We start from the raw sequence: 23,628 nt of genomic DNA on the forward strand, positions 1-23,628 counted from the left end.
TTTTATCTGGTTGTTGGCATGTTGGACACTACAAACGAACTCAATGCACTCAAGGGCTGGATAAAGGCGCAAGCCAAGGCGTTGGGGTTTGCTGATTGTGGCTTTGTCCATCCCACCAATCCCATCTTTGTAAAACAGCTTGATGCCTTGCAAACCTGGCTAGCACAAGGTAAACATGGCGATATGCTGTTTTTTGAAGACAATCATGATAAACGTGCTAACCCTGCCCTGTTAGTTGACAAGACGCAAAGTATCATTAGCGTGCGTTTAGATTATCTGGTCACGCCGCCGCCCAAACGCAGTGTGCCAGACAACGAGCGCCCCAACTCAGCGATTATTGCCCGCTATGCTCGAGGACGTGATTATCATAAAACCATGCGAGGGTTACTAAAAACCCTAGCCCGACTGATTCAAGACAAACTAACCACCGATTATCCGCAATATGCCAACGACTTTGTATTTCGTCCCTTTAGCGATTCCGCGCCTATATTTGAGCGCGCGTTGGCTGAGCAAGCAGGTTTGGGCTGGACAGGCAAACACACCTTGCTGATTCATCCACAAGCGGGGTCATTTTTTGTGTTGGGGGAATTATTCACCAGCTTGCCTTTGGCAGAGGATAAAAAACAAATCGAAACCATATCATCGCATTGTGGCAGTTGCCGTGCTTGTATTCATGTGTGCCCTACCCATGCCATCCGCAAAACACCCACCGGGCATTATGATGTCGATGCACGGCTGTGTATTTCGTATTTAACCATTGAACTAGATGGCAAAATCCCTGTAGAACTTCGCCCCAAAATCGGCAATCGCATTTTTGGCTGTGATGATTGTCAGTTGATTTGTCCTTGGAATAAATTTGCTAGATTAGCGACGATTGAAGATTTTAATCCCCGTCACCGTTTAGATGAGGTGTCACTACTTGAGCTATGGGCGTGGGATGCACAGGATTTTTTGACAAAAACCGAAGGCTCGCCAATTCGCCGCACGGGCTACGACAATTTTATGCGCAATGTGGCGGTAGCCTTGGGAAATGCACCATTTAGCCAAGCAATTATTGACAAATTGCAACAAAAACGCCCAATGCTAAGCGAAAACACACAAGAACATATTGATTGGGCGATCCAGCAACAACTTAGTAAAAGTTAAAATGATGAGTTGGGTTGTTGTAAAAAGGCAATTTCCTCATCACTCGATTGTCTACCCAAAATCGCATTGCGGTGCGGATAACGCCCAAATCTTTCAATAATGACTTGATGCTTATATTCAAACGCTAATGTATCGTCACTGGCGTATTTTTTAAACAATGGCAACACCTGCTGATGAATGTTTGCCGATTCCGCATGCATAAAAGGCATTAAAGCAAAATTGCGTTCGTCTTGATTCAACTTGTCAAAATCTGGCTGTTTGACGATTTCTTGCGCCAATACTAACGCCATGCCATCTTGGGCAAAAGCCTGTGAAGAATCTCGAAAAATATTGCGCGAAAACTGGTCCAATACAATGATTTCTGCCAGTCGCCCTTTTGTACTGGCTCGCCAATCCCCTAACTCGCCTCGTTTGGCTTGCTCAAGTGTGGCTAAAAATTTAGCCGTTACGGTTTTATCAAAATCCTCATCTTTGGCAAACCAAAATGGCTTAGTATTTTCCTGCAACCAAAAGTCTAATACCTTTTTAGCCTCCGCTGATAAGGGTTGCGCTGCTACCTGTGATTGAATGGTCATTTGCTTTCCTTTTGTAGGTTAATTATAGTGACAAATTTTGCTAAACAAGCGCGATTTACCTATAATGTGGCACAAATTTAGATTGAGAACAACCATGTATCCTTTTTTACGACTTGGCACCCATGCCATCAAAAGCGCGATTAAACAAAAGCAAGGTCATTCGCTTCAATTAACCGATACCAGCGAAATCACCTTGACCGCTAATATCAACGACATTGACAATTTCTTTGAAATGAACAATGGGCGTATTTTTACGCTATTTGATTTGGGGCGAAACGATCTTGCCATTCGCTCCGGGCTTGCCAAAAAATTATTCAAGCATCGCTGGGGGCTGGTGGTCGCTGGTAGTACCATTCAATATCGTAAGCGTGTTCGTTTATTTGATAAGGTCACCATCAAAACCCGACTGATAGCCGTTGATGAGCGCTGGTTTTATATTGAACAAAGTATGTGGGTCAAAGGTCAGCCGACTTGCTCTGCGCTGCTGCGCACTGGTATCACTAACATCGTGACAGGCAAGGTTTTGCCGACTGAGCAAGTGCTCAGCGCATTGGATTATAAAGATATCAATATGCCACCCGATGACTGGGTCAAAGCTTGGTCAGACGCCGATAAAATCCGCCCATTTCCTAAAGCCAATGTCCACCTTGCCAAAGATTCTGCTATCAACGAGTAAATAAATGCCTTTAACTTTAGATGATTTTGATTATCAACTACCCGATGAACTCATTGCCCGCTATCCGTTAGCGGTGCGCTCCGCCTCTCGATTGCTGTATTTGCCTGCCCATGGTCAACCCAAAGACCAACAATTTGTGGATTTGCCAGAGTTGTTAAATCGTGGTGACTTGGTGGTGTTTAATGACACCAAGGTCATGAAAGCAAGGCTGTTTGGGCAAAAAGCCAGTGGCGGCGCGGTCGAAGTATTGGTCGAACGTATTTTGCCCGATGATGCTACTAGCAGCCAAAAGCACACCGCTTTGTGTCATGTACGCGCCAGCCGCAGCCCAAAAGAGGGGCAAACGTTGAGCCTTGCTGATGGTAACATTCATGTCACAGTAATGGGGCGTGAGGAAAATTTATTTTTACTAGCGTTTGACCAGCCGATATTGCCTGTGCTTGAGCACTATGGTGAACTGCCGATTCCGCCCTATTTTGAGCGCCATGCCGATGACAATGATGAAACCCGCTATCAAACGGTATTCCATGACCCAGCCAAACTTGCCAGCGTAGCCGCACCGACGGCAAGCTTGCATTTTGATGATAACGTATTGGCTGCACTCAAGTCCAAGGGCATCAATAGCGCCTTTGTCACCTTGCATGTCGGTGCAGGCACATTTGCCCCTGTCAAGACAGAGGATATTTTGCGCCATAAAATGCACTCAGAATATGCTGAGTTGCCCCAAGCGACTGCCGATTTGATTAACCAAACCAAAGCCCGTGGCGGGCAAGTGATTGCAGTCGGTACCACTGTGACACGGGTGTTAGAAACGGCGTTTCAAAAAACCGCCAGTTTTGAAAACCCGATGCTATCGGCTTGGTCAGGTGACACCGATATTTTTATTTATCCATCATTTAGGTTCGGGGTGATTGATAAGCTCATCACCAATTTTCATTTGCCGAAATCCACGCTATTGATGCTGGTGTCAGCGTTTGCAGGCAGTGAGCCTATCAAACAGGCTTATCAGCACGCCATCGAGCAACAATATCGTTTCTTTAGTTACGGTGATGCGATGTTGTTGGAAAAAATGGTATAATTTCAACCTTTTATGATTTTAACTTTTTAAAAAACCTGTTACAGACACTTTAGATTATGCAATTTACCTTACATAAAAACGCTGTAGGCGAGAGCCGTGCTCGCCGTGGTACGGTTCATTTAGCGCATGGCGATGTGCAAACCCCTGCCTTTATGCCTGTCGGTACTTATGGTACCGTCAAAGGCATGCTGCCGCGGGATATCCACGAAATCGGCGCCGAAATCATCTTGGGCAATACCTTTCATTTGTGGCTGCGCCCAACGACCGATGTCATTGACAAATTTGGCGGCTTACATGACTTTATCGGTTGGAACAAACCGATTTTGACCGATTCGGGCGGTTTCCAAGTCTTTAGTCTAGGCGCAATGCGTAAAATCGTCGAGGAAGGTGTGCATTTTCGCTCGCCGATTGATGGTGCAAAGGTGTTTTTATCCCCTGAAATATCGATGCAAATTCAATACTCACTGAACTCAGACATCGTCATGCAGTTTGATGAGTGTACGCCCTATCCTGCGACCCCTAGCGAAGCGGATACATCGCTTGAATTATCGCTGCGTTGGGGTGAGCGCTGTAAAAATGAGCATGAAAAACTGGGTAACAAGAATGCTTTGTTTGGTATTATCCAAGGCAGTATGTATCGCAACCTTCGCGAAAAATCCTTAGAAGGGTTGCTCGCTATTGGATTTGATGGTTATGCCATTGGTGGGCTGTCAGTCGGTGAGCCAAAAGAAGAAATGATGGCGGTGCTTGATTACTTACCCGATGATATGCCCGCCGACAAGCCCCGTTATTTAATGGGCGTGGGTAAGCCTGAAGATATCGTGGAAGCGGTACGCCGCGGTGTTGATATGTTTGATTGCGTGATGCCAACACGTAATGCACGAAATGGTCATTATTTCACCACTTTTGGCGCCGTTAAAATTAAAAATGCGGTGCACCGTTTTGACCAAAGTCCGCTTGATAGCGAATGTGATTGTTATACTTGTCAGAATTTTAGCCGCGCCTATTTGCATCATTTGTTTAAATGCAATGAAATGCTATCGGCACAGTTGGGCACCATACACAATTTGCGTTACTATCAGCGCTTGATGGCAGATATCCGTCAGTCCATTGAGGATGATAAGTTTGATGCGTTTGTCGATACTTTTTATCAGCAGCAAAACTTACCAAAACCTGATTTGTATTTGACCTAAAAACCACATAAAAAAACACATAAAAAAAGAGCCAATTTGGCTCTTTTTTACTTTTTATAAGCTGCTGTTGATACGCTAAATAGCAATGCTATCCTTTCTTAATATCTTGTCTTAATACCTTATCTGACTAAGCCACGTTCGCTATGAATCAGGGAATCTAATAGTAATTGTACCAAAGGTTCTTGGGGTAATAGCTGCTCGCTCACCGCGACAATGGCTTCTTCCTTGGTCAGTCCTGAACGAAAAATCACCCGATAAGCTTGGCGCAGATAATCAATAGTCTGCTTTGACCAACCTTTACGGCGCATGCCTTCGATATTAAGACCATGGCTTTTGGCAGGGTTGCCGGATACCATGTTAAAAGCCGCAACATCTTTTAAAATCAAGCTCGCACCACCAATCAAACTATAATCATCAATACTACAAAATTGGTGAATACCTGAATTACCACCGACAATCACATGGTTACCGATGCGGACATGACCTGCAATCCCCACATTATTAGCCACAATGTTGTCGTTGCCAATTACACAATCATGCGCAATATGGGTATTGACCATAAACAGATTACGGCTACCAACGCGTGTAATGCCTTTATCTTGTACCGTGCCGCGATGAATGCTACAGGCTTCGCGAATGCGATTGTCATCGCCAATTTCTAGCCACGTCTCCTCGCCTTGGTATTTGAGATCTTGGCAGTCTTCGCCAATGCTAGCGAATTGAAAAATCTGGTTACGCTCACCGATACGGGTAAACTTGCTAATGACGACATGGGGGTGAAGCACGGTCTGCGCCCCAATTGTGACATGTTCACCAATAATGCAATACGGCCCTATCTTGACCGACGGGTGTATCGTTGCAGTGGCATCAATAATCGCCGTTGGGTGAATCGTCATGAAAAATCCTTATACCAGCCCACTATTCAAGAAGAATTAAAAATACAGGTTTAGCTGAACCCATAGGCAAAGCTAACTATAAACAGCAGGTTAAAATAAAAACGACATTATAGCATTTTTACTAAAGTATGCCATTTTTATCAAGGATTTTGCTTAACTTAAACAGATTTTATCGGTATAGCTTACTCAAACGCGCCTTATTCAAGTTATGTAAAAGTCATGACTGGTAATATTGGGTACGCTGCTCTGCAATGGTGATTTCTGCACTGGCTGCCAACTCATCGCCCACGCACGCTGTACAACTAAATTTATAGATACTGTGACGCTCCATGGTCTTTTCGGCACGTAAAATGAGCTGATCACCGGGGATGACTTGACGTTTAAAACGCACTTTATCGACCCCAGCAAACAGATAAATATAACCATCTCTTGGTTTGACATTTTTGCTGATAAAACCCAGTACACCCGCTACCTGCGCCATGGCTTCAATCATTAACACGCCTGGCATGATAGGCTCTTCAGGGAAATGACCGTTAAAAAAAGGCTCATTAATGGTGATGTTTTTAAGACCGGTAATCCACTCGTTCGGTTTTACCGCAGTAACTCTGTCTAATAGCATAAAAGGATAACGGTGAGGCAGATAATCACGTAATACAACGGCATTGAGAGGTAATGTCACCCCAATCTGTGCAAGGCCAGCGATGTCTTCATCAATCAACTTATCAAAATCCATGGATATATCCTTTATACTTTTAAATCATCTTTATCAAAAAAATAGATTTGTGAAAAACAACCATTGTAACGGTTTTAATACTGAGTTTACAGTTGTTTTCTCAAATTATTTGATGGATAAAGGTAACGATTAACTTTTTGGTTTGCCAAGTTGCTTAAAATTAATATACGCTCTTTTCCATAAGCTATTGGGCATCACTGGCATGCCTGAAGAATATACACCCGGTTGGTGAATCGATTTGGTTACCATCGTCATGCCAGTAATCGTGACATCATCACAAACTTTGATATGACCTGCAAAACCTGATGCGCCACCAATCATGCAGCGTTTACCAATTTCTGTGCTGCCAGCAATCCCTACACACGCTGCAATCGCCGTGCCAGCACCAATTTTTACATTATGGGCAATTTGCACCAAATTATCGATAATTACATGATTACCGATAATCGTATCATTCAGCGCGCCGCGATCGATACAGGTATGGCTGCCTACGCTGACATGATCGCCCAGTATCACTCGCCCCAATTGGTGAATTTTTTGCCAACCTGCTTCATCTGTACTGCCCTTAGGGGCAAAGCCAAAGCCGTCATTGCCAATGCTGGCATGACTGTGCAAGCTGACATGTTTACCCAGTACACAATCATGCCCGATGTACACGTGCGGCGCAATTAAGCTACCTTCGCCAATCACGACATTGGGCTGAATATTGACTTGGGCATCAATCTTGACGCCATCACCAATGACGCAGTTATCGCCGATTTGACTATACGCCCCAATACGCACATTGTCGCCCAATTGCAGATTGTTACCCAAAATGGCTGTCGGGTGAATCAAACTGTCCGATAAATTAAGATTGACTGTCTGATGATACGCTTGGGTGGGTTCAAACAATGCGGTCAGTTTGGCATACGCGGCATAAGGTGATTTGACCACGATGACAACGCTATGGCTTGGGCATTTTTCCTGCAAAGATGCGGGGACTAGCACGGCGCCAGCGCGCGTGGTTTGCAATTTTGATTCAAATAAAGGATTGGCGATAAACGTGATATCGGTGTCGATGGCATCCTCAAGGGCGGCGATTTTGGAAATTTGTTTCTGCAAATTTTGGCTCGTTTGCGCCTCCCCTTGGTCAATGACGTCACTAGCTAAAAAATCCAAAATTTGTGCGATGGTGAACGCCATTTGATTACTCCAATCGTTTGCTTAAAATTTGCCTTAATTTTACACAGAAAATAAAAAACGCAATAGTCGAATATTGCGTTTTTGCTAAAACCTCTGAGCTTAAAAAATATTATTTTACTTGATCGTTAATCGCTTTAGTAAAATCTGCCGTTACGTCCCATTCAGGTTTGACATAACTAACGGTTCTATCACGATTATCAATGAGCACATCAATATTTTTTTGACGCACAATATTTTCTTTAATGGCTTGGATTTTGGGGGCAATTCGCTGCATCACTTCTGCCTCATTAGCATCAATGATGGACTGGATTTGACCGGCAACCTGTTCATAGTTTTGTAGGTTGGTTTGAATTTGCTTACGCAAATCATCCTTTTGTGCTTGGGTCATCTGAGCGTTTTGCGTGGCATATTGTTTTTGCAAACGCTCAATGGTCGCTTTATAGCTGTCAAGCTGCTGCTGCTTTGGTTTGACAGCCGCTTGCACCACGCCAATTTTGGTTTTGGCGATGTTAGTATTATTGATGGCAACTTGGGAATTCCAAACCGCAACGGTATTGGCAAATACTGGCATTGCCAATACACTCAAAATGCTTGCTGTGGCTAACTGAGTCATTATTTTCATATACATAGACCTTTTAGAATGTACGTCCAATTTCGAACTGTACATTGTCGACTTTATCTTTATCTTTATCATTGAGCGGAACGGCATAGCTTAATGAGATTGGACCAATTGGGGTAATCCAAGTGAAACCAGCACCCGCGCTAAAACGCATGTCATTGTCTTTTTCATTTAATAGCGATACGGTATTGTCACCCACTGTGACTTTTTGGTCATATTTATTGGTGGTGTCAAATACTTGTGCCCCTTCAACAAATAACACGGGACGGATTTGGTCTGCCCAATCGCCTTTAAACGGCATCGGCAAAATTAATTCAGTACCTACTTGCGCGAGTGCATTACCGCCAATCTCTTCTGGGTAATTATCGACCCCATTATTATTCTTCACTGGGTAATAACGATTACTGGTAGGACCTAAAGTGGCATTCTCATAACCACGCACTGAGCCATAACCCCCTGCGAAGAAGTTTTCCCAGAAAGGTAAATCGTTACCATATCCTAACTTGGTATAACCGCGTAGTACGGTATTTTTTAGGAATGGGCGATAGTAGTTGCCTTGATAGACCAGTTTTTGGTAAGTGGCATCGCCAAAGGCCAGTTCTAAATTGACGTTATGTGACATACCTTTGGTTGGAAAACGTCCACGGTCAAGCGTGTTCATATTCCAGCCTAAATTTAGGCTCGCGGTATTAAATGGGTCTGATTCAAATGACTCATTGCCATCAGAGTCTGAACCTACTTGCAGATTACCCTCGTCTTTTAAGTACTGATAGTTTGATACCGCTAACAAAGCGCCTGCTTTGATTTTGGTACTATCAAGTGTGAGACCGGCACTTAAACTCTTATTTTCATCAATCGGATAGCTAAAACCTAACGTGCCGCCATACGAATCTGTTACGTAGTTTGAAATGTTTTTGCTGTCATATTTGGTTTTGCGTGCATAGATACTGGCACTTTGCGATATCCCATCTGGGGTAAAGTACGGGTTGGTATAGCCCAAATTATAACTATCTAACGTCTCAGAACGCGATAACGAAATATTGACCTGATTACCTGTACCCAAAAAGTTAGATTGACTTAAACCTGCTTGGAAAGTGATACCGCCACTTTGTGAATAACCAGCCGCAATGGTACTGGTACCTGATGGTTGCTCCTCTACTGCGACATTGATATCTACCTGATCGGGGGTGTTAGGGACAGGTTTGACATCCATGTTGACAGTTTTGAAGAAGCCTGTACGCATCAAACGCGTGCGCGACAAATCAATTTTTTCATTGGCGGCTAATGTACCTTCCATTTGGCGCATTTCTCGGCGCAATACTTCATCTGCGGTTTTATTGTTACCGGTAAAATTGATACGGCGCACATATACAGGACGCACAGGATCAATAAAGAAATCGACATCTACGGTGCGAGTGTCTTCATTGATACGCGGCACTGGGCGGATTTGGGCAAAATAGTAGCCATCGTTACCATATAATGTGCCAAGATTTTGTAAGGTTGTCGTCATTTGACGTTGTGAATAACGCTCACCTGGCTTAAATGCCACCTGCTTACGAAGCTTGTCGGTGTCGTAGTTGGGCGTACCCATAAAGTTGACATTGCCAAATTTATATTGTTCACCTTCGGTAAGATTGAGCTCAATAAACACTTTGTCTTTTTCTGGACTTAAATTAATGGTGGCATCATTGATGGTGAATTTGACGAAGCCCGCATTTTGGTACATGGCAGTGACATTTTCTAAACTTGCCGCAAGCTTTTCTTTGGCATAGCGGTCAGATTTGCTAATCACATTGACCCATGAGCTTTCTTTGATGCTCATCGCCTGTCTGATTTCTTTGTCGCTAAAATGTTTGTTACCAATCACCTTGATATCGACAACACGCGCCGCTTTACCTTCAACAAAATTAAATTTAAGGGCAACGCGGTTATTGTCTAAGGGCGTTTGGGTCACCTTAACTTCGCTATTATAATAACCTTGCTGATTGTATTGCTGTTTTAGCTCATTTTGGACTTGCTCAACCGTCGCCTGTTTTAACACATTGCCTTCTACAATGCCAATACGTTTTAGGCCTTCGGTCAATGCTTCTTTTGGAATGAGTTTATTACCGTCATAAGTGACATTTGCGATAATTGGGCGCTCTACAACGTCAAATACCAACTTATTGCCTGATTGGGATGCTTTAACGTCTGAGAAATTGCCAGTTTCATAGAGGGCTTTGATACTAGCTGCGATATTGGTATCGTTTGCTACTTCACCGGTATTGACAGCAAGCACGGGATAGAGGTTATCAGCGGATACCCGTGTCAATCCATTAAATTGAATATCGCTCACGGTAAAATTTGCCGCTTGTGCATACGAGGTAACGAGTGCTAACGGTGCAACCAAAAATAACGCTGAATTTCGCATATAACTTGTTTCCGAATTGACGACTGCCCAAAGATAATGCATGAAACCTGTCACTTTTAGGTATCCAAAATTAGTTATCCAAAGGTCTTTATCTAGGTTTGTATCTAAGTTTGGGTAATCTAAATTTAGTTAGCTAAAAATGACAAATGCTATCAAAAAGGGTGACTTGATTAAACTTCTAGTAATAGTTTGTCTTTGATGGGTAACTTGTATTATCAAAGTACAAGAGATCCGTAAATAAATTTTACTGGCATAAGGTAAGCTAAATTTTGCGTAAAGTCTAGCGAAAAAACAAAACTACAAATCAATATTTTAGCCAAATTTGGGTCGGTTAAAACAACCGTGAGATATCGTTACCAATCGCCAACAGCATGAAACCTGCAAGCAAAACTAAACCAATATTCATTCCCATCATTTGTATCTTTTCGGGCATGGGTTTACCAAAAATAGCCTCATAGGCATACATGACAATATGACCGCCATCAAGCACCGGTACGGGTAATAAATTGAGCACAGCAAGGCTTAAACTGATAATCGCCATAAACGACAATACCGCTTCCCAACCAATGCTAAAACTTTGATTGGCGACTTTGGCAATGGTAATGGGACCTGATAGGTTTTCAACCCCAATGGTGCCTGTCAACATTTTACCCATTGATTTGAGGGTCATGGCACTTAAATCGACAGTTTGATGCACGGATTTTTCGACCGCTTGGATGGGCGTATATTGAATGGTTTTTATATACTCAGGGGGCGGCGTAACCTTAGATGCCGCTGCCGCTGCGCCAATTTGTCCAAATCGATTGCCCATGGTATCTTTTTTTGCTTGTGGCATGACTTTTAAGGGGATGATTTTGCCTTGGCGCTGTACTTCAAGGGTTAATAACTGCTCGGGGCTTGATTTGACAACTTGCGAAAACGCCAGCCAATCGCTCACCGGTTGACCGTTGACACGGGTGATGGTATCACCGACTTGCAGACCTTGACGGGCGGCAGCGCTATTTGGGACAATTTCACCGACCACCGCCGGAATTTTTGGTTGCCACGGAATCGCACCTAGACTATCAATGGGGTTGGTTGCTTTACCCACTTCTACTTTCATAAAGCGCTGTATCGGCACGGCAACATTGGTTTGACCTTGCGCGCCATTCACCGTTAAATTAACTTGTCCCGACTCGCCCATGCGATCGGCTAACGCATAGTTAATATCCTGCCAACTTTGGATGGGTTTATTATCAACCGCAACAATTTCGTCACCGACTGTCAGACTGGTTTGACTGACGGGTGAATTGGGCAAAATACTGCCAACTTTGGTCGCCAATACTTGGGTTGGCGTGATAAATAACAGCCAATATAAAAAAATCGCAATCAATAAGTTCATCACCGGACCTGCTGCGACGATGGCGATTTTTTTCCAAGGTTGTTGGGTATTAAAGGCTAAATGACGTTCAGCTGGATTGACTTTGCCTTCTCGCTCATCGAGCATTTTGACATAGCCGCCAAGCGGAATTGCAGAGACAGCATAATTAATCCCCGTTTTTTTACTGGTCCAGCTTAGCAGCTTCGGACCAAACCCAATTGAATAGGTCAATACCTTGACACCGCATAGCCGAGCAACAATATAATGCCCCCACTCATGTAGCGCAACCAAAGGTCCTAGTACCACAATCGCAGCTAAAACGGTCAAGATGAAATTCATGGCTATCCTTTTGACAAAATCACAGGCTAAAAATAATTTAACTATCGGTATCTTAATAAGTTATGTAGCCATTTTTAACGATTATCAACCAGTGTTGCCAACTATTTTTAAGCTTTTTTAAGCATTATTTAAGCGTTTAAATCGGCAATACATTGGTGTGCTTGTTCGCGGCTTATTTTATCGACCGCCAAAATCGCTTGCAATGACCCAATCGGCTGTTTTTCGGCTTGCAATAGTACTTTTTCATTGATATCGGCAATATCGGTTAAACGGATGTCGCCATCCAAAAACGCTTGAACGGCTATCTCATTACTGGCATTTAATGCGATACACGCATAGCTGCCTTGTTGCATGGCTTGATAGGCTAACCCTAGGCATTTAAACTTTGCTAAATCAGGTCGGACAAAATTTAAATTACTTAACTTAAAAATATCTAATCGCTGCACCCCACTGCTGATACGATTGGGGTATGCCATAGCATGGGCAATGGGGGTACGCATATCGGGACTGCCAAGCTGCGCTAAAAAACTACCATCGTTGTATTCAACCATAGAGTGCACGATGCTTTGCGGATGAATGACCACTTCAATCTCAGAGACCGGCATATCAAATAAAAAACTTGCTTCAATCAGCTCCAAGCCTTTATTCATCATAGTAGCACTATCTACCGATATTTTTTGCCCCATGGACCAGTTCGGGTGCTTGACAGCTTCTGCAACGCTGGCGCGTTTCATATCATCGAGTGTTTTGTGTAAAAATGGCCCGCCTGATGCCGTTAACCAAAGCTTTTTAATACCATGGTTATCGTAATGAATAGCATTGCGCTGTTGTTGCACCGCGGTAGGCAAACATTGAAAAATGGCATTGTGCTCGCTATCAATTGGCAGCAATTTGGCATTTGACTGCTTGACGGCTTTAATCATCAGCTCACCTGCCATCACTAACGCTTCTTTATTGGCAAGCAAAATAGTTTTACCCGCGTTAGCCGCTGCCAGCGTTGATTGCAAGCCTGCAGCGCCGACGATAGCCGCAACCACCATGTCCACTTCTGCTAGCGTGGCAAGCTCAACCAGACCTTGTTCACCAATCAAAATCTTGCAGCTTAGCTGAGCCTCGCTAAGCATCTGCGCAAACGCTGTTTCCTTTTCTTTAGCAACACAAACATAAGTTGGCTCAAATTGCTGGCAAATGCTCAACAGTTTATCCAGCCGCGAAAACCCTGTCACCCCGACCACGTTATACAAATCAGGATGCTGACTGACGACCGATAGCGTACTATCGCCGATAGAGCCTGTTGCGCCCATAATAGCAATGTTTTTTTGCGGTATAGTGTGAGTTGAAGATAGCATTACAATGACCTAGTAAGTTGCGGGCAGACAGCAGTTAAACCTAACATTTTACATTTACAGCGGCAAATTGCCACTGTGGTAAGCATATTAACATGCGAGAAGATTTTTAAGCATCAATCAACAAGCAGTTGCGCAAAAAAGATTGAATGAAAAACAAGCTTGTATTTATTAGCAGATTGAATAAATTGATATGGGCTAGATGGGTATTAAACAGATTAATATGAAGCAGATGTGAAAATTTGTGAAAGCCAAACCCAATGTAGCATTAAATTAATCCGTAAAATTTCATCGCCCAAAACCCCAACGCGAAAATTGGCACGGCTGAAAGCTGCGAATCAATACGATCAAGAATACCCCCATGCCCTGGCAACAATGCCCCGGCATCTTTCACACCAGCATGGCGCTTTAGCATACTTTCAAACAAATCACCGAACACGGACATGATGATAGTGAGCAACGATAACAGCAAAAACAACCCAATAGCCATCATCGACCAATCGTTTAACAACCCAAAGGATACACCAATCACCACTAGCGTACCCGTGGCAAGTCCGCCTAATAAGCCTTCCACACTTTTATTGGGTGAGACGTGCGGGGACATTTTGCGTCTACCAAGTTTTCGTCCGACAAAGTAAGCACCGCTATCCGCGCACCACACCAATACAAACACATATAACAGCCACCAAGCTGAAAGTGACCACAGATAATACATCGCCGTAATGGCGGATGACAGTATAATCATACCGATGACGTATAAATGCTTACCATACCAAGCTTGAGTATTATTGGGATAACGGCGAATCCAGCCAATCGCTACCAACCAAATCAGCGCCGCAACCAGCCAAAAAAACACCCAACAGGCTATACTGCCAGTTAGCTTTGCTAGTACCAATAACACACTGACAATCCCTAGCATCACAAGGGTATAGCTATAATCGATTGGTTTGGCAGGTTTGGTGGGAATTTGGGTGGTAGGCGGTACATAACTGCCGGGATTTTGTTCAAGTGACGGCATGAGCTTTGACCACTCAAAAGCCCCAAAGCCTGCACCGATTAACAATAGCGGCAACATCAAAATAGGCTCGCGGGTAGCAAACATCGCAACGCCAACAATCACTAACAAAATAATGGCGGTTCTAATGCGTTCCCACATGACAATTCCTATTGATTAACTAAAAGCTCAAACCTAATAATTGCTCGCTGGTCTTACCAAATCGACGCTCACGACCCATGAAAATATCAATCATTTGGTCTAATTCAGCCGCCTTGAAATCTGGCCAAAGCGTTTCGGTAAAAAATAACTCAGCATACGCACATTGCCACAGTAAAAAATTAGAAATGCGGTAATCGCCCCCTGTACGGATTAACATATCAACGGCTGGTAAATCCGATAACGACAGGTGGCGTGCAAAATCATCTTGGGTAATGGCATCGGCAGTAAGCGCGCCTTGTGCCACTTGCTTGGCAACTTGGCGGCAGGCATTGACGATGTCCCACTGACCGCCGTAGCTGATGGCAATCACTAAACTCATTTTAGTAAAATGGGCAGTTTGCTCTTCTGCATCTTGCATAATCGCGCGTAAATGCGGCGTCAAGGCACCTCTATCGCCGATAAAGCGCAAAGAAATTTGATGACGCAGCATCCGCGGTAATTGGTCATGGACGGTTTGCTCAAGCAGCTTCATCAATAACGCTACTTCATTGGCTGGGCGCTGCCAATTTTCGCTAGAAAAAGCAAACACCGTCAACGCACGTATACCAATATCCATACAATGCTCAACCAAAGGGTCTAAATTATCTTTGCCGGCAATATGCCCACCACCGGTTGGTAGCCCATGTGCTTTGGCATAGCGGTTATTGCCATCCATAATGATGGCAATATGTTGTGGCATTGCTGCCTTTGACTCAACCATGACCTACTTCTTATGAATTGGTTCTTTTATTGGATAAATAACGATTAAACGGCCATTAACTCTGCTTCTTTGCTCGAGAGCATTTTATCAATGCTATCAATGTATTTATCAGTCATTTTTTGGATGTCGTCATTGGCGCGGCGTTCATCGTCTTCTGAGATTTGCTTGTCTTTTACCAAGGCTTTTAAGGCGTTGTTTGCATCACGGCGGGCATTACGCACAGATACACGACGCTCTTCGGCTTCATGACGTGCCAACTTTTGCATATCTTTACGGGTTTCTTCCGTCAATGCGGGTAGTGGCACTCGAATCACTTCTGCGCTCATTGGGTTAAGACCCAAATCTGATTCACGAATTGCTTTGTCCACTGCCTGCACCATGCTACGGTCAAAAGGCTGCACTAACAGGGTACGCGAGTCTTCAACGTTGATACTCGCCACTTGATTAAGTGGCATCTCAGAACCATAGTAAGACACCATCACACCCTGCAAAATACCAGGATGGGCGCGGCCCGTACGTAATTTACCAAAGGCATTTTCTAAGGCTTCAATCGCCTTTTTCATTTTGTCTTCGCCTTGTTTTTTAATATCGTTAATCATGTTGTGTCCTTTTAAAACTCTGTATGTCAAATTTAGAAATTAGTGATTGATAACTTTGGTGCCTTCTGACTCGCCCATCACCACATGAAGTAGCGCGTTGGGTTTTGCCATATCAAATACTTGCAGCGGTACGTTATGCTCACGCAGCAAGGCAATCGCAGTCAAATCCATCACACCTAACTTTTGATCCAGCACTTGGTCAAAGGTGAGTTCGTCGTATTTGACGGCATCATCATGGTTATTTGGGTCTTTGTTGTATACGCCATCGACTTTGGTCGCTTTTAGGATTAAATTGGCTTCAATCTCGATGCCACGTAAACACGCTGCGGTATCCGTAGTAAAAAATGGATTGCCGGTACCTGCGACAAACACGCACACTTCATTGTTTTGTAAATAGCGAATGGCGTTGCGGCTGCTGTAGTTTTCAGTCACTTCGCCAATTGGCAAGGCTGACATCAAACGGCATTTGATATTACGGCGCTCTAGAGCGTCACGCATCGCCAAGCCATTCATCACAGTCGCAAGCATACCCATTTGGTCGCCTGTGACACGGCCCACCAAGCCTTGTTTTTGTAGCGCAGCGCCGCGATACAAGTTGCCACCACCGACCACGATACCCACTTGCACACCCAATCCTACTAAGTGCGCAATCGCAAGACTCATGTTGTCTAATACGCCTGAATCAATCCCCATATCATTTTTGCCTGCCAGGGCCTCGCCAGAGAGTTTGAGCAAAATACGTTGGTAACGGGGAGCTTTATCAGACATGGTTGACCTCTTGTTGGCTGTTGGATAACAAATAATGCAAATGGCGAAATTTTAACAAAATTAACGGTTTTTAGATAGTGTAAAGATAATTTCAACAGTCATTTTAATTTTTACCCTGCTCTCACCTTGACAATTCAATCGGCTTTAGCCATCAAACTATCAAGTCGCTATATTCAAGGTACTATATTAAAGCGTGATTAATGCGTGGCTGAATGAGAAAACAGATTAATCACAATCACACCCAATACTATTAGGCTCATACCCGCGATGGCGGGTAAATCCAGTTTATTACCCAAAATAAAGTACCCAATGATAGCGGTTAACACAATACCCACCCCTGACCAAATGGCATAAGCTATCCCCAATGGTATGATTTTTATGACTTGTGAAAGAAGATAAAAAGCAATGCCAAAACAAATCATGGTAATGATAGTGGGCAACGGTTTGCTAAACCCCTCTGATTTTGCCAAAAAAGTTGAACCAGTAACCTCACTGACAATCGCAATCGCTAAAAGACCATACGCTAACATTGATTGAGACATGACAATCCTTATCTTTATAAGAGTTCACCGGTAAAACTGGCAAAAAGGTCATACTCATTGGCTTCATCAATGGTGACGGTTAAAAATTCACCGACTTTAACCGATGCATCAATATTATCTACATACACGTGACCATCAATTTCTGGCGCATCAGCATAGCTACGACAAATGGCGATATTTTCTTCTTCATCAATCTCATCCACCAGCACTTTTAAAGTTTTACCGACTTTCTCAGCCAGTTTTTCGGCACTGATTTGTTGCTGTAGCGCCATCAGTCGTTCATAGCGTTGTTGTTTGATAGCTTCTGGCACAGGGTTCGGCAAATCATTTGCCGCCGCGCCTTCTATTTCTGAATAGGTAAACGCCCCTACTCTGTCTAATCGCGCCTCTTTGAGCCAGTCAAGCAAATATTCAAAATCTTCTTCCGTCTCCCCAGGGAAACCCACCACAAAGGTGGAACGAATGACAATATCGGGGCAAATCGAGCGCCAAGTTTTGATACGCTCTAGTACGTTTTCGCTATGCGCGGGGCGCTTCATGGCTTTGAGCACATTAGGGCTGGCATGTTGGAATGGGATATCAAGGTATGGCAGTAGTTTGTCTTCACTCATCAGTTTCACCACAGCATCGACATGCGGGTAAGGATAGATGTAATGCAAACGCACCCAAATGCCCAGTCGATTCAGTGCCTCGCACATATCGTAAAATTTGGATTTGATGGGCATGCCATTCCAAAAACTGGTTTTGTATTTAAGATCTACGCCATAGGCTGAGGTATCTTGCGAGATGACTAATAGCTCTTTGACACCTGCGTTTTTGAGCGCAGCTGCTTCAGTCATGATACTGTCAATCGGGCGACTAACGAGGTCACCACGAAAGCTTGGGATAATACAGAATGTGCAACGGTGGTTACAGCCTTCGGATATTTTGACATAAGCATAATGTTTTGGCGTAAGCTTAATGCCCGCATCATTGATTAGGTCGATTTTTGGGTCGTACGTTTTTGATGGTGCAGGTTTAGGCACATAATGCGACACGGCATTGACGACTTCTTCATAGGCATGGGCGCCAGTCACCGCAAGCACGGCTGGGTGCATGGTTTTGATTTTTTCGGCATCTTTGCCAAGGCAGCCGGTGACAATCACCTTGCCGTTTTTGGTAATTGCCTCACCAATGGCGTCAAGCGATTCTTGCACCGCAGATTCGATAAAGCCGCAAGTGTTGACCACCACCAAATCTGCACCATCATAGTCACTGGCGACTTGGTAGCCATCACGGCTAAGCTCGGTGATAATGCGCTCACTATCCACCAAGGCTTTGGGGCAGCCAAGCGACACAAAACCAATCTTAGGCGCTTTTGTCGTTGCGATATCTTGAGCCAGTTGGTGCGCAGTTTGGCTGGCGCTTTGACCTACAGTACGGTTTTCATTATGATTGGCTTGGTGGTGGGTGGCGGGTTTATTGGTAGACTGGGGATTAAAAACTTGCGGTTGGCTTGGCATGACTTTCACTTTTAAAAAATTTAATCTGACTATTTTACTAAGTTTTGCTGTTTTTACCAAATCAACTTTTTAATTTTTCATCGACTCAAATTAACTGTATAGGTAAAAATTTCAAATGCTAAAAAAATTAATCTATTGTTCATAACCTATTGTTCGTAAAACCCCTATCAACTGTAGCACTCCCCATCATGACTACTCAATATGAGCCATACCCTGCAAAAAACACTATTGGCGATGATTTTAGTTCAATCAAACTTTATAAAAAAATTATTTAAAATCAATATTTTATAAGAAATCCGCCAAATTTTGACGGATTTTTTTATTAACCATTCAACTCATCCCACAATTTTTCTAGGCGTTTATCTGAGACTGGCACACGGGTTTTCATCGGCTGGGCAAACAGCTGAATCCGAAACTCCTCAACCAACCAACGATACGGCATAATTGTCTCATCATTACCCTTAACAGACAGCCTCTCCATGTGTTTATCAAGCTGATACACGGCATCAAGATCGGCATCCAAATTGTGCTCAAGCCTATCAAGTCGCACCAACAACGCCTGCAAATAACGCGGATATTGCTGCCAATCTTGATAACTCATGCGATACACAAAGTCCGACAAACTCAAATCATCGAGCTGGTCTTCGATATCTTCGATACTTTCTTCAAAAATATCACGGTCAAGTAGCAGCAGTTTTTGCCGAACTTGTTGCCACTGTTCATACACCGATTTTAGCTGGGCTAGTACACTTTGCCCAACGCTCAAGAAATTGGCAAGCACCACGGCTTTGGCTTGGTTAAATTCATCCAACGTCAAAGGCAACTGATTGATGGCAATCACCAACTCTTTATCATGAATCCCTGCCGTGAGTTTTTCATGGTCAAACTCTGCAACAAATTTTTCAAAAGTGGCATCAAGCGTGGCATGAATCAGTAAATCTTTGAGTCTATCAAGCTCACCAAGTGGCGCAAAGGCAAGTTTAAAGTTTTTATCAATTTGGCTGGTAAGCTGTCTGGCTTTCGCTCCGAGCTCATTACCGATTAAAGCAAGCAAGCCTTGACGGTGTATGTTGAGTGCCACACTGACATCGGTAAATTGCTGAATAGACACGCTCTTTTTATCGCTATAGCTTGACTGTCCATCGGCAACCAGTGCCGAAAACTGCTTGATTATCACGCCTGCACTGTGGCGGTTTTGCATAAAGTTAAAATGCTCGGGAAACTCGCTATGTACGCCTTTACCACTGGCGACAGCTTGGCTTGTGGTGACTTGATGACGCAGTTTTAATGCGTCAATATCTCGCCCTTTTTCAATCAGGCGGTTTTTGTCATCGACCAGCGCAATTTGTGGCTGCAAATAGGTTTCAACCTCACTTGGATTAAAGTCTTTTGGCTCTACAAATTGATTGTTTGCCCCACGCACACCGCGCTGGTTTAAGGCTTGGCACAGTTGCCTTAGCAGTCCGCCATGGTGGTTTTTTTCAAGCGTGTCAAAAATTTGTTTGGCGGTATCGGGCACGGGCACGATTTGACGACGAATATCTTTTGGCAACGTCTTTAATAGCTGCAAAACCAGCTCATAGCGCCACCCTGCAATACCCCATAATAATTCAACCGCATCAACCTGTGGTAAGGCAACGAGCGGGACTTTAATGGTCACGCCGTCATCATCGCTGGTCGGGTCAAAAATATACGACAGGGGTAGTTTCAGATTACCCAGTTGCCACGTTTCTGGGAAAGCTTGGGTAGCGGGTGCTTGTTCGTTGAGCACATCTTTATCACTAAAAAATAAAAACTGTGGCTCCGTCTTTTCTACTTCTTTTCGCCAATCTTCAAATACTTTACGGCTAGCGATATGCTCAGGCACTCGCTTGGCATAAAAGTCGTATAATTGCTCTTCATCGACCAGCAAATCTCGACGTCTCAGCTTATCTTCAATCAAGGATACATCAGCGACTTTATCTATATTATGCTGCAAAAATGGCGGCAATTTGCCCTTTTTACCATCGCCTGTGGACGGGGCATTTAGATTGCCCAAGACCAAGGCATCTCGCAAAAAGATTTCTCGAGACTCGGTAAGGTTGACCCGCTCATAATTCATCAATTGTTTGTGTACCACAATCAAACCAAACAGGCTGATTTGGGCGTATGCCTTGACATGCCCCGTTTTGGCTGACCAATGCGGCTCAAAATAATGGTATTTGAGCAAATCCCCTGCCATCGCCAGAATCCATTCTGGCTCGATTTTGGCAGCGGTACGCATAAACACCTGCGAGGTCTCAACCACCTCAAACGCCATCACCCATAGCGGATTTTGTTTAAACAAGGTACTGGCAGGAAAAATCTTGGCTTTGTGCTGACGCGCGGTGACATACTCCCCGCGTTTGGCTTTGATTAGCTTACCGCTTTTGTCGACATCATTGACTTTTTGGGCAATAAACGACAGCAGACCTGTAAGCAATGCTCGGTGAATAGGCACATAACTGGCTGGCTCTTGGTTGATTGTTAATTTTAAGCCATCCACCATTTGCAGCAACTGGCTATGGGTTTGTTGCCATTCACGTAAACGCGGCGAGCTTAAAAAATGTTTTTTGGCAAAGCTTTTACGTTGGCTGTTGGTTAATTTGTCGTTTTCATACGGGCTTTGCGCGATTGGAGCGGCTTCATCATCTAGCGTTGCATTTTTTTGACGGTCAAGATCACTGCTTTTAAATCCACTAGTTTTAAATTCACTACTTTTAAATCCACCGCTTTTAAATAAAGCCCCATGAATTGACTGCCAAAGACTGAGATAAAATAAAAAATCGCTGTCGGCTTGGCGAAATAATGCGTGTTTTTGGTCAGCTTGGGTTTGCTTATCGCTCGGGCGTTCTCGAGGGTCTTGCACTGACAAGCCCGATACAATCACCAATAGCTCTTTGAGACAACCATATTGCTCACCTGCAATCAGCATACGTGCCAAACGAGGGTCTATGGGCATTTTTGCCATCATTTGACCGACTTTGGTGAGTTGATTTGGATGGCGTTTGGATTGGCCTTTGCCCTTGCCACTGTCATTAGCTATGCTTAGGCTATTTTCAGATTTTTTAGTGGCAATCGCACCCAATTCTTCTAACAGTTTACGCCCATCATTGACCAGTCGATTGTCGGGTGGCTGGATAAAGTCGAAGTTTTCTACTTCGCCCAGCCCCAAGTTTGCCATTTGCAAAATCACCGATGCCAAGTTAGTACGCAAAATTTCAGGCTCGGTAAATTCGGGGCGGCTGGTAAAGTCTTCTTCTGAATATAAACGGATACACACGCCCGCCGCGATACGTCCACAGCGACCTTTTCGTTGATTGGCGGCCGCTTGGCTAATCGCTTCAATCGGCAAGCGTTGTACCCGCGAGCGATAGTCATAGCGTGACATCCGAGCAAATCCCAAATCAATGACGTAGCGGATATTGGGCACGGTCAAGGCAGTTTCGGCCACGTTGGTGGCGATGATAATGCGACGGCCGCCTGTCGGGTGAAAAATCTGCTGCTGCTCGGCAAAACTTTGACGGGCAAATAACGGCAAAATCTGGGTATGACGGGGGGCATATTGGTTTAAAATATCTGCCAAATCATGAATTTGTGCTTCTGTCGCCGCAAAAATCAAAATATCCGCTTGGTCAGCATGCCCTTTACTGGCAGCGTCTTGGTAGCACTCTTCGACCGCTGCGGTAATCGCTCGGGGTAAGTTTTCTTCGACATCATCAAAGCTGTCATCATCCGAACCTGTGACAATCTCCTCCGTCAACGGACGGTAGCGCACTTCCACGGGATAACTGCGACCTTCAACCACAAATACAGGCGCGGGCGTCGCTTTTTTGGTTTTACCATCAACGCTAGAAAAATACTGGCTAAACCTTGCTGTATCGAGCGTTGCCGATGTGATAATCACCTTTAAATCGGGACGTTTTGGCAATAGGCGTTTGAGATAACCCATGATAAAGTCAATATTAAGACTGCGCTCGTGGGCTTCATCAATGATAATGGTATCATAACGGCTCAAAAACTTGTCATGCGCCATTTCGGCAAGCAAAATACCGTCGGTCATCAGTTTGACAATGGAATCGGATGAGCCTTGCTCAGTAAAACGCACTTTAAAGCTCACTGTCTGTCCGAGCGTTTCCCCTAGTTCTTCAGCAATACGATTTGCCACACTACGCGCCGCTAATCGTCTTGGCTGTGTGTGTCCGATTTGCCCTGTTATCCCTCGCCCGGCGAGCATGGCAATCTTAGGTAATTGGGTGGTTTTGCCTGAGCCTGTCTCCCCTGCCACGATGATGACTTGGTGGTCTTGGATGGCTTTGATGAGTCTATCGGCTTGTTGGCTGACGGGCAAGTCTTCGTTTAGGTGTATCGTTGGCAGACTGGCGATACGGCTTTGCACTCTGTCTTGCGAGTGTTTGAGTTGTTTTTGGTAGCGATCAAATCTTGACGTATAGTCTTCGCTTTCTTTGTCTTTGATTTGTTTTAATTGTTGGGCAAGGCGTGACAGATAATAGCTGTCTTTTGCCATGACAGGTAATTTCACATTCTGAGGCTTGTCTAGTTGAGGATCATTTAATGGTACAGTAGTCGATATAAGTTCTTTCATTCACTTAGGCTATTCTTATGGTAAACATTGCCTAGATAATGTGGTATGAATAAGCTAAAATCAAGCGTTATCCCTATTTTTAAGCTATCAGCTAATTATTTTTATGACAATTAATTTTTATGAC

The 23,628-nt window shown here is 44.1% G+C and carries 19 protein-coding genes; 4 read left to right on the plus strand and 15 right to left on the minus strand.

Going from position 1 to position 23,628, the window contains the following annotated elements; all coding sequences use genetic code 11:
• Positions 1-18: 18 nt before the first annotated feature.
• Positions 19-1,146 (plus strand): tRNA epoxyqueuosine(34) reductase QueG, encoded by a 1,128-nt coding sequence (gene queG, locus RT034_RS00915; RefSeq protein ID WP_313012535.1) that lies wholly within the window; start codon positions 19-21, stop codon positions 1,144-1,146.
• On the opposite strand, the gene RT034_RS00920 is transcribed toward queG, so the two are convergent.
• Complete coding sequence (locus RT034_RS00920; RefSeq protein ID WP_313012539.1) at positions 1,143-1,721, minus strand: DUF924 family protein; 579 nt, start codon at positions 1,719-1,721, stop codon at positions 1,143-1,145. The two genes, queG and RT034_RS00920, sit on opposite strands and share 4 nt — an antisense overlap.
• Positions 1,722-1,815: 94 nt before the next feature.
• On the opposite strand from RT034_RS00920, the gene RT034_RS00925 reads away from it, so the two are divergent.
• From RT034_RS00925 to tgt, 3 genes are read left to right on the plus strand one after another with little or no spacing between them, the layout of a single operon-like run.
• Positions 1,816-2,397 carry an acyl-CoA thioesterase gene (locus tag RT034_RS00925; protein ID WP_313012544.1) on the plus strand — a complete coding sequence of 194 codons (582 nt, stop codon included), beginning with the start codon at positions 1,816-1,818 and terminating at the stop codon, positions 2,395-2,397.
• 4 nt (positions 2,398-2,401) lie between these two features.
• A complete protein-coding gene (queA, locus tag RT034_RS00930; protein WP_313012546.1) occupies positions 2,402-3,475 on the plus strand; it encodes a tRNA preQ1(34) S-adenosylmethionine ribosyltransferase-isomerase QueA in 1,074 nt (357 codons plus the stop codon).
• Between the two features lie 56 nt (positions 3,476-3,531).
• A complete protein-coding gene (gene tgt / locus RT034_RS00935) occupies positions 3,532-4,668 on the plus strand; it encodes a tRNA guanosine(34) transglycosylase Tgt (RefSeq protein ID WP_313012548.1) in 1,137 nt (378 codons plus the stop codon).
• Positions 4,669-4,787: 119 nt separating this feature from the next.
• Here tgt and lpxA read toward each other — a convergent pair whose 3' ends face one another.
• From lpxA to hrpA, 14 genes are all read right to left on the minus strand, one after another.
• On the minus strand, positions 4,788-5,564 hold the full coding sequence (gene lpxA, locus RT034_RS00940) for an acyl-ACP--UDP-N-acetylglucosamine O-acyltransferase (RefSeq protein ID WP_036598919.1): 777 nt from the start codon (positions 5,562-5,564) through the stop codon (positions 4,788-4,790).
• Between the two features lie 217 nt (positions 5,565-5,781).
• Positions 5,782-6,297, minus strand: coding sequence for a 3-hydroxyacyl-ACP dehydratase FabZ (gene fabZ, locus RT034_RS00945; RefSeq protein ID WP_313012552.1), 516 nt, complete (start codon positions 6,295-6,297; stop codon positions 5,782-5,784).
• Between the two features lie 129 nt (positions 6,298-6,426).
• The gene (lpxD, locus tag RT034_RS00950) at positions 6,427-7,479 is read right to left on the minus strand and encodes a UDP-3-O-(3-hydroxymyristoyl)glucosamine N-acyltransferase (protein WP_313012555.1); all 1,053 of its coding nucleotides are present in this window, start codon (positions 7,477-7,479) and stop codon (positions 6,427-6,429) included.
• A gap of 109 nt (positions 7,480-7,588) precedes the next feature.
• A complete protein-coding gene (locus RT034_RS00955) occupies positions 7,589-8,101 on the minus strand; it encodes an OmpH/Skp family outer membrane protein (RefSeq protein WP_313012558.1) in 513 nt (170 codons plus the stop codon).
• Positions 8,102-8,114: 13 nt separating this feature from the next.
• Positions 8,115-10,508 (minus strand): outer membrane protein assembly factor BamA, encoded by a 2,394-nt coding sequence (bamA, locus tag RT034_RS00960; RefSeq protein WP_313012560.1) that lies wholly within the window; start codon positions 10,506-10,508, stop codon positions 8,115-8,117.
• 331 nt (positions 10,509-10,839) lie between these two features.
• Positions 10,840-12,207 (minus strand): RIP metalloprotease RseP, encoded by a 1,368-nt coding sequence (gene rseP, locus RT034_RS00965; RefSeq protein WP_313012564.1) that lies wholly within the window; start codon positions 12,205-12,207, stop codon positions 10,840-10,842.
• Between the two features lie 128 nt (positions 12,208-12,335).
• Positions 12,336-13,556: a 1-deoxy-D-xylulose-5-phosphate reductoisomerase gene (gene ispC, locus RT034_RS00970; protein WP_313012567.1), complete on the minus strand. Its 1,221-nt coding sequence runs from the start codon at positions 13,554-13,556 to the stop codon at positions 12,336-12,338.
• Positions 13,557-13,821: 265 nt separating this feature from the next.
• Positions 13,822-14,709 (minus strand): phosphatidate cytidylyltransferase, encoded by an 888-nt coding sequence (locus RT034_RS00975; RefSeq protein ID WP_313012571.1) that lies wholly within the window; start codon positions 14,707-14,709, stop codon positions 13,822-13,824.
• A gap of 19 nt (positions 14,710-14,728) precedes the next feature.
• A complete protein-coding gene (gene uppS / locus RT034_RS00980; protein WP_313012573.1) occupies positions 14,729-15,469 on the minus strand; it encodes a polyprenyl diphosphate synthase in 741 nt (246 codons plus the stop codon).
• A 44-nt stretch (positions 15,470-15,513) separates the two neighbouring features.
• Entirely contained in the window at positions 15,514-16,068 is a 555-nt protein-coding gene (gene frr / locus RT034_RS00985; RefSeq protein WP_313012576.1) for a ribosome recycling factor, read from the minus strand.
• A gap of 39 nt (positions 16,069-16,107) precedes the next feature.
• On the minus strand, positions 16,108-16,836 hold the full coding sequence (pyrH, locus tag RT034_RS00990; protein ID WP_313012579.1) for a UMP kinase: 729 nt from the start codon (positions 16,834-16,836) through the stop codon (positions 16,108-16,110).
• 197 nt (positions 16,837-17,033) lie between these two features.
• Positions 17,034-17,378, minus strand: coding sequence for a DMT family transporter (locus RT034_RS00995; RefSeq protein WP_060995106.1), 345 nt, complete (start codon positions 17,376-17,378; stop codon positions 17,034-17,036).
• Positions 17,379-17,392: 14 nt separating this feature from the next.
• Entirely contained in the window at positions 17,393-18,880 is a 1,488-nt protein-coding gene (rimO, locus tag RT034_RS01000; protein WP_313012585.1) for a 30S ribosomal protein S12 methylthiotransferase RimO, read from the minus strand.
• Positions 18,881-19,202: 322 nt separating this feature from the next.
• Positions 19,203-23,426 (minus strand): ATP-dependent RNA helicase HrpA, encoded by a 4,224-nt coding sequence (gene hrpA, locus RT034_RS01005; RefSeq protein WP_313013286.1) that lies wholly within the window; start codon positions 23,424-23,426, stop codon positions 19,203-19,205.
• Positions 23,427-23,628 lie beyond the last annotated feature (202 nt).

This window comes from Moraxella sp. CTOTU48841 (assembly GCF_032061225.1).
Classification (GTDB): domain Bacteria; phylum Pseudomonadota; class Gammaproteobacteria; order Pseudomonadales; family Moraxellaceae; genus Faucicola; species Faucicola cinerea.